General features: G+C 67.4%; 12 protein-coding genes. 4 read left to right on the top strand and 8 right to left on the bottom strand.

Going from position 1 to position 15,166, the window contains the following annotated elements; translation table 11 throughout:
- Nucleotides 1–187: 187 nt before the first annotated feature.
- The 4 genes from RM25_RS00950 to RM25_RS00935 form a co-directional block, all read right to left on the bottom strand.
- Nucleotides 188–388, bottom strand: coding sequence for a hypothetical protein (locus RM25_RS00950; protein WP_013160116.1), 201 nt, complete (start codon nucleotides 386–388; stop codon nucleotides 188–190).
- Nucleotides 389–473: 85 nt separating this feature from the next.
- Entirely contained in the window at nucleotides 474–845 is a 372-nt protein-coding gene (locus RM25_RS12685) for a hypothetical protein (protein WP_044635893.1), read from the bottom strand.
- Nucleotides 846–916: 71 nt separating this feature from the next.
- Nucleotides 917–1,126: a hypothetical protein gene (locus tag RM25_RS00940; protein ID WP_013160114.1), complete on the bottom strand. Its 210-nt coding sequence runs from the start codon at nucleotides 1,124–1,126 to the stop codon at nucleotides 917–919.
- 34 nt (nucleotides 1,127–1,160) lie between these two features.
- Nucleotides 1,161–1,460 carry a hypothetical protein gene (locus RM25_RS00935; RefSeq protein WP_013160112.1) on the bottom strand — a complete coding sequence of 100 codons (300 nt, stop codon included), beginning with the start codon at nucleotides 1,458–1,460 and terminating at the stop codon, nucleotides 1,161–1,163.
- Nucleotides 1,461–1,958: 498 nt separating this feature from the next.
- Between RM25_RS00935 and RM25_RS00930 the strand changes: the two genes are divergently transcribed.
- Nucleotides 1,959–3,383, top strand: a complete 1,425-nt coding sequence (locus RM25_RS00930) for a gamma-aminobutyraldehyde dehydrogenase (RefSeq protein WP_044635892.1) — start codon at nucleotides 1,959–1,961, stop codon at nucleotides 3,381–3,383.
- Nucleotides 3,384–3,630: 247 nt separating this feature from the next.
- Here RM25_RS00930 and RM25_RS00925 read toward each other — a convergent pair whose 3' ends face one another.
- The 4 genes from RM25_RS00925 to RM25_RS00910 all read right to left on the bottom strand — a co-directional run bounded on the left by RM25_RS00925 (nucleotide 3,631) and on the right by RM25_RS00910 (nucleotide 10,828).
- A complete protein-coding gene (locus RM25_RS00925) occupies nucleotides 3,631–4,686 on the bottom strand; it encodes a dihydroorotate dehydrogenase-like protein (protein WP_112317817.1) in 1,056 nt (351 codons plus the stop codon).
- A 94-nt stretch (nucleotides 4,687–4,780) separates the two neighbouring features.
- The gene (gene nifJ / locus RM25_RS00920) at nucleotides 4,781–8,374 is read right to left on the bottom strand and encodes a pyruvate:ferredoxin (flavodoxin) oxidoreductase (RefSeq protein ID WP_044636569.1); all 3,594 of its coding nucleotides are present in this window, start codon (nucleotides 8,372–8,374) and stop codon (nucleotides 4,781–4,783) included.
- A 179-nt stretch (nucleotides 8,375–8,553) separates the two neighbouring features.
- On the bottom strand, nucleotides 8,554–10,185 hold the full coding sequence (locus RM25_RS00915) for an NAD(P)-binding protein (protein ID WP_044635891.1): 1,632 nt from the start codon (nucleotides 10,183–10,185) through the stop codon (nucleotides 8,554–8,556).
- A gap of 325 nt (nucleotides 10,186–10,510) precedes the next feature.
- Nucleotides 10,511–10,828 (bottom strand): thiamine-binding protein, encoded by a 318-nt coding sequence (locus tag RM25_RS00910; protein WP_013160106.1) that lies wholly within the window; start codon nucleotides 10,826–10,828, stop codon nucleotides 10,511–10,513.
- Nucleotides 10,829–11,031: 203 nt separating this feature from the next.
- Between RM25_RS00910 and RM25_RS00905 the strand changes: the two genes are divergently transcribed.
- The 3 genes from RM25_RS00905 (at nucleotide 11,032) to RM25_RS00895 (ending at nucleotide 15,125) form a co-directional block, all read left to right on the top strand.
- Nucleotides 11,032–11,655: a TetR/AcrR family transcriptional regulator gene (locus RM25_RS00905; protein ID WP_157761803.1), complete on the top strand. Its 624-nt coding sequence runs from the start codon at nucleotides 11,032–11,034 to the stop codon at nucleotides 11,653–11,655.
- A 453-nt stretch (nucleotides 11,656–12,108) separates the two neighbouring features.
- On the top strand, nucleotides 12,109–13,806 hold the full coding sequence (locus RM25_RS00900) for an MDR family MFS transporter (protein ID WP_052809057.1): 1,698 nt from the start codon (nucleotides 12,109–12,111) through the stop codon (nucleotides 13,804–13,806).
- Nucleotides 13,807–13,943: 137 nt separating this feature from the next.
- Nucleotides 13,944–15,125 carry an ArgE/DapE family deacylase gene (locus RM25_RS00895; protein ID WP_080713599.1) on the top strand — a complete coding sequence of 394 codons (1,182 nt, stop codon included), beginning with the start codon at nucleotides 13,944–13,946 and terminating at the stop codon, nucleotides 15,123–15,125.
- Nucleotides 15,126–15,166 lie beyond the last annotated feature (41 nt).

Below are 15,166 nucleotides of genomic sequence, written 5' to 3'. Positions count from 1 at the left end.
TGCACGCGGGCCGTCACATTGGGTGGCGACGGGCGTGGCTCCGGCAACGCGGGATGGGGAGGACCTTTACGTCGTCCACCCTGCAAAAGTCCTCCCTGAGTGGACCATTGCGCAGGATAGGGGCGGATAAAGCACCGTCTTCGGTGCCTCATCCGCCCCTATCTTCGACTTTGCGGGTCCCGATGGCTCAGGCCGAGCGGGTGCGTTCCGGGTTGCGGGGACGCCCGCTGCGGGTGCGTCCACTGGCGGTGCCGCCCCAGACGGCCACCACGATGCCGACGACCACGCAGATCCACGCGGGCCAGACCTGCCCCACCTTGTAGAGCCCGACGGCGGCCACGATCAGGATCAGGGCGATCAGGGCCTGGATGATGTTCTTCAGCTTCATGGGGGCCCCTTCTCGACGCCGGGCAGGGTGCGAACGGCGTGGTCATCCTGAACGTTAGCGGTCGGCCGGTGATTCGGCGAGGCGATCATTGCCCGGCACCCGGCGGCCGGCCGTCGTCGCCGTTGCCGCCGCCCTCGTCGTGTCGGTCGGGGCCGCCGTCTCGGTCGGGGCCGCCGGGAGCGTCCCCGCCCAGCGCGCGGATCGCGTCGGAGATGGTGGCTCCGCGATGGGCCCGACGATAGGCCTTGATGTCGGCAGCGCTCACCCCGGCGGGCAAGCCATGGATGTCGTGCGGGTCACCGATCACCTGGGTGCCCATGCCGAGCAGGCCGGCACCACCCACCAGCACGACGGCGCCGAGCACATGGCGCCCCATCACCAGCAGCACGACCCCGATGATCGCGCACAGCGCCACGAGCGCCACGCGGACGACACGGGCCACGGTGCGGCTCTTCATGCGCGGGAAGACCTCCTCGTTGCCTCGACGCCCATTGCCCCGGACCCCTGCCGGACCCACCGGGCACCACCCTATTTGGTGCGGCGCATCCACACGCGGATGCCGACGCCCACCGCCGTGAGCATCGTCCCCAGCAGCAGGCCGAATCGGGTCACCGGGTTGAGCGCGGCCCACAGCGTCGTGCCGCCGGAAGAGCTTCCGGCACCCCAGACCTCCCCGGCAACCATGATGGCCACCACGAGCACCGCTCCGACGATGATCATCTTCGTGGAGCCCCTCATGGCGTGCTCCCGGCCGGCGCCGGCAGCCGCGCGCTCATGCGGGCCCCCGGCCCAGGGCGATCTCGTCGTCGAGCTCGTCGTCCAGGTCGGGCAGCACGGCCCGGGCATCTCCGCCGGCCGCCACCTTGAGGCCGATCGCCACCGCGGTGAGTGCCGCGCCCAGGTAGCCGCAGATCGACATCGCGAAGTCCAGCACGGCAAGCGGCAGCAGCTCCGGGCCGTCAGGTCCCTGACGATCAGCGCTGGTGAAGTTCAGGTATTGCAGGAATGTGACGCCGCAGCCCAGCACCAACAGCACGACGCCGATGACGAGCAACTTCGTTGAGCCCTTCATGGTTCCTCCAGAAGTCGAGGGGTCTTCCTGGAATCGTTCGCCCACCCCTGCCCGCCAGTCACCGTGCCGGCCGCTCCGACGGGCCACGCGGCCGGGCCGTTGCGACGCGCCGTCCTGACCGATTGGCCGCTCCGACGGGCCATGGGTGTTCTGGAAGGCTAGGCGAGCCGACGCCCGATGTCCATGGTTCGCGCCGGTCAATCCACCCCGGCAATCTCACCCCGACAATCCTCACCGGCAATCCCCCCGGCAGGGCCCGACCGCCCCGACGAGCGCGGCGTCGGTGTGTCCCGGCCATCCTCCCGACCGTCGCCCGGGGCACTCCGGGCGCGCCGGCAGGGGCGATGCCCACCATCCGCGTGCGTCACCGTGTGGATATCGCACCCACCCCACCCCGTGCGCGCCTATCGTTTCGCACAACAGGTGTGCCGGCTGACAAGGCCATACGAACCCGCCGGCCACCACTGTCCGCCGGGCCCATCAGCAGAGGAGAACTCCGTGGCGCTCTTGCAGAACTTCATCAACAACCGCTTCGTCGCCTCAACCAGCAGCGAATCATTCAACCTGGTTGATCCGGCCACCGCCGAAGTCACCGGGCAATCGCCCGCGTCGAACCAGGCCGACGTCGACGCCGCCTACGCCGCCGCGAAGGACGCCACGCGCACCTGGGGAAAGATGATCCCCGGCGAACGCCAACGAGCCATGCTGAAACTGGCCGACGCCATCGAGGCGCACAGCGACGAGCTGGTGGCCGCCCAGAGCCGCAACACCGGCCAGCCCAAGCACCTGATCGCCTCCGAGGAGGTCACGGTGGGCGCCGACCAGATCCGCTTCTTCGCCGGCGCCGCCCGCATCATGGAGGGCCTGGCATCGGGTGAGTACATGGAGAACATGAACTCGGTGATCCGCCGCGAACCGATCGGCGTCGTGGGCCAGGTGACCCCCTGGAACTATCCGCTCATGATGGCCATCTGGAAGATCGGCCCGGCCCTGGCCGCCGGCAACACGATCGTGCTGAAGCCCTCCGACACCACCCCCGAGTCCACCCTGCTGCTGGCCCAGTTGGCTGCTGAGTTCCTGCCCGAGGGCACCTTCAACGTGGTGCTCGGCCGTGCCGCCACCGGTGCAATGGTGGTGGGCTCGAAGGTGCCGGGCCTGGTATCGATCACCGGCTCGGTGCGCGCCGGCATCGAGGTGGCGAAGGCCGCCGCCGAGAACCTCACCCGCTGTCACCTGGAGCTGGGCGGCAAGGCACCGTGCATCGTCTTCGACGACGCCGACGTGGATGCGGCCGCCGAGGCGCTCACCACCGCCGGCTTCTTCAATGCCGGCCAGGACTGCACCTCATCCACCCGCCTACTGGTGCAGGCCGGCGTCCACGACGAGTTCGTCGCGGCGCTGGCCAAGTACGCCCGCTCCACCCGCTTCGGCAGCCCCGACGACGCCGATGCGCTCTACGGCCCGCTGAACAACGCCAACCAGCTGGCCCGGGTGCAGGAGGCCGTCGATTCGCTGCCGGCCCATGCCGAGGTGGTCACCGGCGGCAAGCAGGCCGACCGTCCGGGCTTCTACTTCGAGCCGACCGTGCTCGACGGCCTCAACCAGGACGACGCCCTGGTGCAGAACGAGATCTTCGGCCCGGTGCTCACGGTGCAGACCTTCGACACCGAGGATCAGGCCGTCGCCATGGGTAATGGGGTGCCCTACGGACTCGCCTCGTCGGTCTGGACGCGCGACCATGCGCGGGCGCTGCGGATGTCGGCCGCGCTCGACTTCGGGTGCGTGTGGATCAACTGCCACATCCCGCTGGTCGCCGAGATGCCCCACGGCGGCTTCAAGTCGTCGGGCTACGGCAAGGACCTGTCGAAGTACTCCGTGGAGGAGTACACCCGCGTCAAGCACGTGATGAGCTCGATGGAGTAACCGCTGGACGCACCACTCGGCCCCATCCTGCTCATGCGGGGTGGGGCCGAGCTGCGTCACCACCCACGCACCCTTGGCAGGTGCCCGCCAGGTACCCACCATGTGCCCACAACGCCCGCCACGACACGAAGGAGGCCGCCCCCTGATGGGGACGGCCTCCTTCATCGTTCATCCGGCCATGTCACCGGCTGTCCGGCGCCGGACACGGCCAGAACATCTCACACGCCGTACCGGCGCCCTGTTGTTCTTACACGCCGTACCGGCGCTTGGCCTTCTCAATGGCCGACACATAACCCGAACGCTCATACTCCGAGGCCGAGGCGTCGGAGGGAACGGCCAGCATGCCACGCAGCTGGTCGAGCGTCAGGTCGCTGCGCCGCAGGTAGTCGCGCAGGCCGTCGATGAGGCGACCCGCATAGGCGGCACCGTGGCGCACCAGCGCCGAGGTGGTCATCACGACGTCGGCACCGGCCAGCAGGCCCTTGACGATGTCGTCGCGCGTCTCCACGCCACCCGACACCGCCAACGACGACTTGACCTTGCCACTCAGCACGGCTGCCCAGGTGCGCGGCAGGCGTCCGATCTCGGGCGACGACAGCTCGAAGCCGGACACGACCTCGCGCTTGTTCACGTCGATGTCGGGCTGCAGGAAGCGGTTGAACATCACCAGGCCATCGGCGCCGGCGTCGCACAGGGACGTGGCCACCTCACCGAAGCTGCTGAAGTACGGCGACAGCTTCACGGCCACCGGGATGTTCACGACGTCCTTCACCGCACGCAGGATCTCGACGTGGCGGTCCTCGACCTCACGGCCGGTGATCGACGTATCGCCGGGAACCAGGTAGATGTTCAGCTCGATGGCTGACGCACCCGCGTCCTGCATGCGACGGGCCTCTGCGGTCCACGTGCCGCCACTGGCACCGTTGAGGCTGCCGATCAGCGGAATCTCGAGCGCCTTGGCGCCGTCCTCCAGCACCTGCAGGTACTGGCTCGACAGCGTCGCACCCACCGAGGCGATCGCGGTGACCGGGAAATAGCTGAGCGCTTCAGCGAAGCTCTCCGACTGCTCCTCGGTCTGCTGGACGATCTGCTCGCTCTCGTAGCGCAGCTGCTCCTCGAACAACGAGTGCATCACCACCGCACCCACGCCGGCGTCCTCGAGCGTCTTGATCGAGTCGACGGTCTGGGCGAGCGGACCGGCCGAGGCCACCACCGGGTTGCGCAGCGGCAAGCCCATGTAGTTCGAGCTCAGGTCGGTGGTGTTGGGCACCGTCACCTGGGCGTTCACCTCGCGCGGGGCCATCAGCTGGTCGGTGGTGGCATTGCCCGCCACCGACTTCGCCGCGGCCGAGGCCGCAGCAGCGGCCAGTGCGTCACTTCCGTAGTTGATCGACATCTCAGACATCCCTCCGTGCGTCGGTGGCGAACATCTCGGCCGGACGTGAGGCCATTTCCTCGTAGTCGGCGAAACGCCTGGTCACCTGCTCCTGGCTGAGGTCATTGAGGTGCTTGGCCTCTTCCGGATCCTTGACCATCAGCATCTTGAAGCGCAGCTCGGTCTTGCGGTAGTCCATCAGCGAGATGCGCGGACGGGCCGAGTCGAGCAGGAACGGGTTGCCACCCGAGTCGCGAACCTCCGGGTTGTACCGGATCAGCGGCCAGTGACCGGAGGCCACTGCCTTGTACTGCTGGTCCAGGCCCTTGCGCAGGTTGTAGCCATGGCTGATGCAGTGGCTGTAGGCGATGATCAGGCTGGGGCCGGGGTAGGCCTCGGCCTCACGGAATGCCTTCAGCGTCTGCTCCGGGTCGGCACCGAACGCCACGCGGGCGACATAGACGTCGCCGTAGGACACGGCCTGCATGGCGATGTCCTTCTTGTTCGTGCGCTTGCCGGCGGTCGCGAACTTCGCGATCGCACCCATGGGCGACGACTTCGAGGCCTGGCCACCGGTATTGGAGTAGACCTCGGTGTCGAGCACCAGCACATTGACATTGCGTCCGGTGGACAGCACATGGTCAAGGCCGCCCGAACCGATGTCGTAGGCCCAACCGTCGCCGCCGACGATCCACACGGAACGACGCAGCAGGTTGTCGGCCACCGACCGCAGGTCCTCGACCTTGGCCTTGGTGTCGGCGTCCACGTTCGGATCGTTGACCAGGTCGGTCAGGCGATCCTGCAGGGCGTCGACGCGCTCGGCCTGGGCGTGCAGATCGGACTCCTGCGCCTGCGGGGCGTTCAGCAGCTGATCGACCAGCTCGGGGTCGTTGATCGCATCGGACAGCTCGTCAACGCGCTGACGGGCCAGTTCGTTGTGCAGGTCGGCCGCCAGGCGCATGCCAAGGCCGAACTCGGCGTTGTCCTCGAACAATGAGTTGCTCCAGGCCGGGCCGCGTCCCTCCTTGTTCTTCGCCCACGGGGTGGTCGGCAGGTTGCCGCCGTAGATGGACGAGCAGCCGGTGGCATTCGCCACGGTGGCGCGGTCGCCGAACAGCTGGGTGAGCAGCTTGAGGTACGGCGTCTCGCCACAACCCGGGCAGGCACCGCTGAACTCGAACAGCGGCTGCAGGAACTGGGCGCCACGCACGGCACCGTAGTTCACGCGGGTGCGCGGGGGCTCGGGGATCTTCTGGAAGAACTCCACGTTCGCCCGCTCGTTGGTGCGGTCGAGCACGGAATCCAGGTTGATCGCCTTGCATTCGGGGTCGCCACCGATGGGATGCACGGGGCAGGCCTCGACGCACAGGCCACAACCGGTGCAGTCCTCGGCGAACACCTGCAGGGTGTACATCTCGTCGGGCAGGCCGGCCGCATTCAGCGGAACCGCCTGGAACGACTTCGGCGCATCGTCGAGCACATCGGGCTTGTAGTACTTGGCCCTCAGCACGCCGTGCGGGCAGACGAAGGCGCAGTTGCCGCACTGGATGCAGTTGTCCTGGTCCCAGACCGCGATGATCTCGGACACATTGCGCTTCTCGTACTGCGTGGTGCCCGAGGGGAACGAACCATCGGCCGGCAGCTTGCTCACCGGCAGCGACTCGCCCTGCTCGGTCATCATGGCCGCGGTGACGTCCTTGACGAAGTCAGGCGCGAACGACGGCACGGGCGGCAGGTAGTCCTCGGTGGAGGTGACCTTGGCCGGCACGTCGATCTTGTGCAGGTGCTCCAGGGCGGCGTCGACGGCGGCGTGGTTCTTCTCCACGATCTCCATCGACTTCTTCGCGTAGGTCTTGGTGATCGAGTTCTTGATGGCCTCGATCGCGTGGTCCTCGGGAAGCACGCCACTGATCTTGAAGTAGCAGGTCTGCAGCACCGTGTTGGTGCGGTTGCCCAGGCCCACCGAACGGGCCACCTCACCGGCGTCGATCGCATACACCTGCAGGTCGAGGTCGATGATCTTCTTCTGCATCGGGGCCGGCAGATGGCCCCAGACGTCCTCGGCGGGGTACGGGCTGTTGATCAGCACCGTGGTGCCCTTGCGGGCGAACGCCAGCACGTCGATGCGCTCAAGGTCGGCCCAGTGGTGCACGCCGATGAAGCCGGCCTGGTTCACCAGGTAGGGGGCCTTGATCGGATCGGGTCCGAAGCGAAGGTGCGAGGTGGTGCGGCCGCCGGACTTCTTCGAGTCGTAGACGAAGTAGCCCTGCGCGTAGGTGCCCGGCTCGGAGCCGAGGATCTTGATGGTGTTCTTGTTGGCGCCGACGGTGCCGTCAGCACCGATGCCGTAGAACACTGCGCGCGAGGTCTCGGGGTCCTCCAGGTCGAGCGAGGCGTCCCACGGGATCGACAGGTGCGTCACATCGTCGGTGATGCCGACGGTGAAGCGACGCTTCGGCTTGTCCTTGGCGAGCTCGTCGTACACGGCGGCGCACATGCCCGGCGTGAACTCCTTGCTCGACAGGCCGTAGCGGCCACCGATGATGGCGGGCAGGTTGTCGCGCTCGCCGTTCGAATAGGCCTCGGAGACTGCCGAGACCACGTCGAGGAACAGGGGCTCACCGTTGGAGCCCGGCTCCTTGGTGCGGTCGAGCACGGCGATCTTCTTGACCGATGCGGGAATGCAGTCCAGCACGGCCTGCGTCGGGAACGGACGGTACAGGCGGATGACCACCAGGCCGACCTTCTCGCCCTGCTCATTGAGCTTGCTGACGGTCTGCTGCACGGTCTCGGCACCCGAGCCCATGATCACGATGACGCGATCGGCGTCGGGCGCGCCGTAGTAGTCGGCCAGGTGGTACTGGCGGCCGGTCATGGCGGCGAACTCGTCCATCGCGTCCTGCACGATGCCCGGAACCGAGTCGTAGTACTTGTTGCCGGCCTCGCGGCCCTGGAAGTACACGTCGGCGTTCTGGGCGGTGCCACGGATGAACGGGTTGTCGGGCGACAGGGCCCGCTCGCGGTGCTCGCGCACGAGCGCATCGGGCACCATCGAACGCAGCTGGTCGTCGGTGAGCTGGATGCAGGTGTTGAGCTCATGGCTGGTGCGGAAGCCGTCGAAGAAGTGCATGAACGGCACGCGCGAACGCAGCGTGGCGACCTGGGAGATCAGGGCATTGTCATGGCACTGCTGCACGCCGGTGGAGCACAGCATCGCCCAACCGGTCTGGCGACAGGCCATCACGTCCTGGTGATCACCGAAGATCGACAGGCCCTGGGTGGCCAGCGAGCGCGCGGCGACGTGCATCACCGTGGAGGTGAGCTCACCGGCGATCTTGTACATGTTCGGGATCATCAGCAGCAGGCCCTGCGACGCCGTGAAGGTGGTCGCCAGGGCGCCGCCCTGCAGGGAGCCGTGCATGGCACCGGCCGCGCCGGCCTCCGACTGCATCTCCATCACATGGGGCACCTGGCCCCAGATGTTCATGCGGTCGCGGGCACTCCACTCGTCGGCCAGTTCGGCCATCGGGGAGCTCGGCGTGATCGGGTAGATCGAGCACAGCTCATTGATGCGGAAGGCCACATCAGAGGCGGCGGTGTTGCCGTCGCAGATCATCTGATGGGTGATGTCCTGCTCGCGTCGTGACTGGGCCAGCTCATCGGCAGCGTCCTTGGCGCCGGCAGCGACGTCAACGGGTGACGGGGTTGCGGTGGCGGCCTCGCCGCTCAGACCTGGATTGGCGGGCATGCCATTCGAGCCGGGAACCGGCCCACGGGTAGTTGTAGTCATATTGCTCACTTCTCCGGAATCATCTCGATGGCATGCACCGGGCACTGCTCGAAGCAGGTGCCACAGCCGGTGCACTTGTCATAGTCGAAGCGGTAGCGATGTCCCTTGCCGAGCTTCACGATTGCGTCTTCGGGGCACGAGCCGTAGCAGCCGTCGCACTCGAAGCAGTTGCCACACGACAGGCAGCGCGTGGCCTCGAAGATGGCCTCATCCGCGGACAGGCCCTTCACGACCTCATCGAAATCGCTCACGCGGGCGGCCGGGTCGAGCTCGGGCTGCACCTCGCGGGGGTGATCACCGAAGTACCACAGGTGCAGGTCGTCGAAGTGCACGATGGGGTGCTTCACCTTGGTCTGCGGGTTCTGGTGGTTCAACCAGGTATCGATCTGCTTGGCAGCACGCTTCCCGTGGCCGACGCCCACCGTGACGGTGCGCTCGGAGGGAACGGCATCGCCACCGGCAAAGATGCCGGGAACATCGGTCATCAGGGTGGTGGGATCAACCTTCACCACGTCGCCGTTGAACTGCATGCCGGGGATGTCGTGCAGGAAGCCGGTGTCGGCAACCTGGCCGACGGCCATGATGACGGTATCAGCGGCCAGCGTCTCGTACTTGCCGGTGCCGTGGGGCTTGCCGTCCTTGTCGAGTTCCATGATCTCGACCTTGATGTCGCCCTGCTGCATCTCATTGATGGTGCGCAGCCAGTGCACCTGCACGCCCTCGCGTTCGGCCTCCTCGAGCTCCTCCTTGTGGGCGGGCATCTCGTTCTCGGTGCGCCGGTAGATGATCACGGCATCCTCGGCGCCCAGACGGCGGGCGGTACGGGCGGCGTCCATGGCGGTATTGCCACCGCCGTAGACGGCCACGCGGCGGCCGATGACCGGCTTGTCGCCACTGGCAACATTGCGCAGGAAGTCAACGGCGTCGACCATGTGGCCGGCATCCATGCTGGGGATCTCAACGCGACGCGACAGGTGCGCGCCGACGGCCACGAAGACCGCATCGAAATGGCCCGACTTCTGCTCGGCGACGAGGTCCTTGACGTGGTGGTTGAGTTCGATCTTCACCCCGAGGCTCTCGACGCGCTTGATCTCGGCGTCGACGACGTCGCGCGGAAGGCGGTATTCGGGGATGCCGTAACGCATCATGCCGCCGGCCTGGCTGCCGGCGTCGTGGATTTCCACCTCATGGCCCAGACGGGCCAGGTGGTAAGCCGCGGACAATCCCGCGGGGCCGGCGCCGATCACGAGGATGCGGAAGCCGGAGTTGTTGCGGGGCTTGTCGAAGCCCCAGCCCTTCTCGATAGCTAGGTCACCCAGGTAGCGCTCCACCGAGTGGATGGAGACCGCCGAATCGAGGTCGCCGCGGTTGCAGGCGGTCTCGCAGGGGTGGTAGCACACGCGACCGTGAATGGCGGGGAACGGGTTGTCGCGCACGAGCTGACGCCATGCGGACTCCGGGTCCGTTTCCTTGACCAGCCGCAGCCACTCCTGGCAATTCTCGCCCGCTGGGCAAGCGTTGTTACAGGGGGGCAACAGGTCAACATAGATGGGCATCCGCGTGCGCACCGGCCCAACGCGACCTTCTCCGGTCGTGAGGTCGGGCAACTGCGTGATGTCGCGACGTTCAGGTGACATGGAAAGACCTTTTCCTCTACCTCGTCTGTGCGTTGCCTCCGGACGGAGGCAGTTGTCTGATCCAGCCCCGCAGCTGCTGTGCCGCAGGACGATTCAGCCTTGTGTCAGATTGGTCCCACCAATCCCACACAAGGCCGATGTTACTCATGGATCTGGCCTGCGCCTAGGCGAGGTTCCAAATACGGACTGTTTTGGTCGGAAATCCCCCGACACGCCTGCAGACGAGCCCGCACGCTGACCGATTGTCCTGTCAACGCAGGCGCAAAGACGCCCTGCAACAGGCGATGCTGCTGCAGGGCGTCGGTGGCCGGATGGGGGGTGCGGACTACTTGGATTCGTCCAACTTCTCCAGGGCGGCGTCGAGGCGCTCCACCTTGCCGGTGAGCTCGCCGGTGTGGCCCGGGCGGATGTCCGCCTTCAGCACCAGGGAGACCCTCGGTGCAACTTTTTCCACGGCTGCGCAGGAATCGTGCACGACGCGCATACACTCGTCCCAGCTACCTTCAATGGTGGTGAACATGGAGTTGGTCTCATTGGGGAGTCCGGAATCCCGGACGACCTTGACGGCTGCGGCCACCGCGTCGTGGACGGAACCATCGGGGTTGTCGTTGCCCATGGGGCTGATAGTGAATGCTACGAGCATGCTGCCAGCCTAGGGCTGGTCCGCTGTGTCCGCAGCGACAATTTCATTGGCTGACCGATCCGCGGATCGACTGCACACGCCCCCGCCTGACGTGGTGACCATCCACCACCGAAGGACCTCTGCCCCCAGATGCTCGCAGTCCCACCCCGTTTTGACGGACCGGGCAGTAACTCAACGAGTTAGAACGAGTCAAGGGGCGAATGATGACTACTTACGATGCCACCGGCATGCTGATCATCTCGGTGGCAATCCGCGAGATCCGGCGCGTCGGATACCGCAACCTGTCGTTGCGGGAACTGGCGGCGCGAGCCGGCATGACCACCGGGGCGCTGTACCGACGTTTCTCGGGCAAGGACGAGTTGTTGGCGGCCGCCGCCGCGTCGGTGGGCCAACAGATCGTCGAGGAGGCCCAGGCCAGGATGGCCGGCCTCACGCCAACGCCACATGAGCGCCTGGTGCTGCTGGGCGAGGTGATGTCGAACCGCTTCGAGAAGGACCGGGAGCTGATGGACTTCCTGTTCTCCGCACTGCCCGTGGGACGTTTCTGGCAGGGCGTCACCAAACCCGACCGCAGCTCGCCGCTGTTGGCACTCACCCTGGACACCCTCGATGCGCTGTTCGGTGAGAACGTCGACCACGAGCGCCAGCGGGAGCTGTTCGTGAAGGCCAGCGCCTTCATGCAGGGCTACGGGCTGCTGATCGCCAGCGGAGCGGTGCCCTATGAGCGCCAGATCTTCGCCAGCGCCATGACGGCCTTCGCACAGCAGGCCGGCGCCCTCGAAGTGGCCGACGCGGTGAAGGAACTCTACGTGCAGCAACCTGCCTGACCGGCGGGTGTGGCCACGGTCAGCCGGACAGGCGTCCCCGGCCCATCGGGGGACGACGCCCGGGCTGCCCGCGGCCACCGGCGGCCGGTCCCGGTCGCGCAGCCGCGGTCACCGGGTGGTTCGGGTGGCCGACTGCCCAACCAATCCGAGCGGGCATCCAACTTCCCTGGAGCCCAACAGCCCTCTGGAGCCCGGCGGCCCTCTGTACCTCAGCGGCCCTCTGTACCCCAACAACCCGTGTACCCCAGCAACCCGTGCCCGGGCCATCCCGTGCCCGGATAACCCGGGCGCCCCAGCCCCCGGAACCCAACCACCGGGCGACCCGACCATCAGGGGAACCTGCGCTTGATTCCCCCGGTCATCGCTCTAGGCTCAGGCAGAATCGCCGGTTGCGGCCGCCTTTCACGCGCCCCCGGCGCGGTGCCAGCATCCCCGATGAACACGAGCCTGACCATGAACGATTCCCCTGCCATCCCCGACCATGACGCGACGGCCAACCCCGGCCGCTCCCAGCGCAGTGCCAACCCCGGCCGCTCCCAGCGCGGGGGCCAACTGAGCGGACTGCGCGGCGAGCTGACGGCCGTGATCACCGGCGGCGTCATGCCGATCATGGACTCCACGATCGTGGCCATCGGCATGCCGAACCTGATCGCCGCCTTCCACTCGAACGCCGCCACCATGCAATGGGTGTCCACCGGCTACCTGCTCGGACTGGCCGTGACCGTGCCCATCATGGGCTGGCTCCAGGCACGCCTGGGTGGGCGCTCCCTGTGGATCGCGGGCCTGGTGGTCTTCCTGGCCGGGTCGGTGGCCTGCGCCCTGTCGTGGAATGAGATCAGCCTGATCGCCTTCCGGGTGGGCCAGGGCATGGCGGCCGGCATGCTCATGACGCTGATGCAGACCCTTCCGGTGCAGGAGGCCCGTCGGCACGGCATCGAGCAGATCGGCAGCCTCATCTCGGTGATCTCGGTGCCGGTGGCCACCGGTCCGATCCTCGGTCCGGTGCTCGGCGGGCTGGTGCTGCACTGGGGCAGCTGGCACTGGTTGTTCCTGATCAACGTGCCGATCGGCCTGGTCGCCATCGTCTTCGCCCTCCTGTGGATGCCGCGCGACGGTGGCACCCCGGAGGGCACCACGCCGCGTCAGAGCTTCGACCCGCTGGGCTTCGTGCTCGTCTCCGGCGGGCTGGTGGCGATCCTGCTGGCCCTCACCAATGTGGCCACCGACGGCGGCTTCGGGCATCGCAGCGTGCTCCTGCCGCTGGGGTTGGGCGTCGTGATGCTGGCGGCGTTCCTGGCCGAGCCGCGCACCCGCGATCCACGTCGGGCCCTCATCGACATCTCCCTGATGCGCTATCGCTCGGTGGCCTCCGGCGCGGCGTCCTATTTCCTGGCCGGCGGCACCATGTATGCCGCGCAGTTCCTGTTGCCGATGTTCTGGCAGCAGCTGCGGGGCCACAGCGTGCTGGTCGCAGCGCTCCTGCTGGTGCCGCAGGGCATTGGTTCGTTGCTGAGCCGCCTGGTGGCCGGTCCCCTGACCGACCGCATCGGCAGCCGGACGGTGGCCACTGCGGGCTTCTTCCTGGTGGCGCTCATGACGCTGCCGTTCGCCTTCGTCTCGGCCAGCACCTCCGATGCATTGTTGTCGGGGCTGTTGTTCTTCCGTGGCCTGGCGCTGGGCATCCTGTTCATCCCGGTGATGCTGGCCGCCTACCTCGACATCCCGGCCTCCGCGGTGGCCAATGCCACGATCATCACCCGCGTGGCGCAGCAGGTGGGCGCGTCATTCGGCACGGCGGTGGTGGCCGTGGTGCTCGAGGCTTCGCTGCGCACCGGCGGCGTCGACGGGTCGGGCGCCTTCCACCAGGCATTCTGGGCCACCATCGCGATCACGGTGGCCGGCGGCGTGCTTGCGTTGTGGCTCCCGGGAAGGCAGGGGCTTCCTGGAAGGGAGGGGCTCCCGGCAACACAAGAGCCCCCGGGGAAACAGGGATCCCCTGAAGGCCAAGGGTCCCCGGGGAAACAGGGATCCCCAGAAGACCGCGCCCTTCGGGATGGCCAGGACCTTCTGGATGGCCACGCGGCCCCGGGTGGGCTGGAGCCGTCGGGGCACCTGCAGCCACCCGACGAACCGGGATCGTCCGACCGGTAGGCGTCCGACACCGACGATGCCGGCCCGGGCGCCACGCACAGCCCAGCCAGCGCGAGCCCCACCGCGCCAGCAACGCTGACGGGCTAGCGTCGCAGGTAGGACGCGAGAATCAACACGCCGGCAAGCAAGGAGCGATGATGGCGGTATTCACACCCGAGCAGCAGCTACGGATCCTGTCGGACCTGGTGGCCATCCAGTCAGCGAACGACCATGAGCTGCAGGTGGCGAACTACCTGGCGAAGCTGCTGGGCGACCACGGGATCACCGCCACGGTGCTGCCGGCCGAGCCCGACGCAGACCACAAGCAGGCCGAACCCGACCGGGCCAACCTGGTGGCCGAGATCGGTTCGGGCGCACCGGTGCTGGCGCTGTCGGGGCACATGGACACCGTGAGCGTTGGCGATGCCGACGCATGGACGTCCGACCCCTTCACGGTGACCGAACGCGACGGGCTGCTCCAGGGTCGCGGGACCACCGACATGAAGGCGGGCCTGGCGGCGATGGTGATCGCGATGATCGAGCTCAAGGCGCAGGGCCTGCCCCGCAAGGGGACGCTGCGCCTGCTCGCCAGCCGTGCCGAGGAGGTCGGCGAATACGGTGCCAAGGAACTGGCCCGGGCCGGCTATATGCGCGACGCGGATGCGTTGGTGGTCGGCGAACCATCGGGATGGAACATCATCTACACGCACAAGGGCTCGGTCGACTTCCGGCTGCGTTCGCAGGGCACCGCGGCGCACAGCTCGATGCCCGAGGCCGGGTTCAACGCGATTCCTCCGCTGATGGAGGTGTTGGTGCGCGCGCAGCAGGAGTTCAATGCCCGGCCGGCGTCCGACCCGGTGCTCGGCGAGCTGACCTTCAGCACCACCGTGTTCCACGGCGGCGACCAGGTGAACACGATCCCGGACGCGGCGGTGGCCGAGGTGAATGTGCGCACGATTCCGCAGTTCGACAACGATGAGGCGATCGCCCTGCTCAAGGGCCTGGTGGGCGAGCAGAACCGGCGCGGTGCCCGGATCTCGCTCGACCCCTATATGCAGGAACCCGTGGTGCAGGCTCCCCGGGACTCACTACTCGTGCGGCTTGCCACCAAGCTCGGCGAGCGCATCAGCGGCGTGACGACCCCGGTGGTCGGCGTGGCGGGCGTCACGGACGCTTCCAGCCTACTCAGGGGCAAGGGACCCGACTTCCCCTTCATGATGTTCGGGCCCGGCAACGAGACGATGCACACCGTCAACGAGAACATCGACAAGCAGATGTACCTCGATTTCGTACAGCTGTACCAGCGCCTGTTCGTGGAATACCTCGGCCAGGCCGGCTGACCGCAACGGGCCGGGTGGCAGATCGGGCTGGTCGCCGGCCC

This window comes from Propionibacterium freudenreichii subsp. freudenreichii (assembly GCF_000940845.1).
Taxonomy (GTDB): Bacteria; Actinomycetota; Actinomycetes; order Propionibacteriales; family Propionibacteriaceae; genus Propionibacterium; species Propionibacterium freudenreichii.
This window is presented reverse-complemented; position numbering and strand designations above follow the sequence as displayed.

What these genes read in the sequence shown, in the direction of transcription:
- RM25_RS00900 (WP_052809057.1), top strand. Translation starts at nt 12,109, where the DNA reads ATGAACGATTCCCCTGCCATCCCCGACCATGACGCGACGGCCAACCCC.
- RM25_RS12685 (WP_044635893.1), bottom strand. Translation starts at nt 845, where the DNA reads ATGAAGAGCCGCACCGTGGCCCGTGTCGTCCGCGTGGCGCTCGTGGCG.
- RM25_RS00915 (WP_044635891.1), bottom strand. Translation starts at nt 10,185, where the DNA reads ATGTCACCTGAACGTCGCGACATCACGCAGTTGCCCGACCTCACGACC.
- RM25_RS00905 (WP_157761803.1), top strand. Translation starts at nt 11,032, where the DNA reads ATGACTACTTACGATGCCACCGGCATGCTGATCATCTCGGTGGCAATC.
- RM25_RS00910 (WP_013160106.1), bottom strand. Translation starts at nt 10,828, where the DNA reads ATGCTCGTAGCATTCACTATCAGCCCCATGGGCAACGACAACCCCGAT.
- nifJ (WP_044636569.1), bottom strand. Translation starts at nt 8,374, where the DNA reads ATGATCTGCGACGGCAACACCGCCGCCTCTGATGTGGCCTTCCGCATC.
- RM25_RS00895 (WP_080713599.1), top strand. Translation starts at nt 13,944, where the DNA reads ATGGCGGTATTCACACCCGAGCAGCAGCTACGGATCCTGTCGGACCTG.
- RM25_RS00925 (WP_112317817.1), bottom strand. Translation starts at nt 4,686, where the DNA reads ATGGCCCCGCGCGAGGTGAACGCCCAGGTGACGGTGCCCAACACCACC.
- RM25_RS00935 (WP_013160112.1), bottom strand. Translation starts at nt 1,460, where the DNA reads ATGAAGGGCTCAACGAAGTTGCTCGTCATCGGCGTCGTGCTGTTGGTG.
- RM25_RS00950 (WP_013160116.1), bottom strand. Translation starts at nt 388, where the DNA reads ATGAAGCTGAAGAACATCATCCAGGCCCTGATCGCCCTGATCCTGATC.
- RM25_RS00940 (WP_013160114.1), bottom strand. Translation starts at nt 1,126, where the DNA reads ATGAGGGGCTCCACGAAGATGATCATCGTCGGAGCGGTGCTCGTGGTG.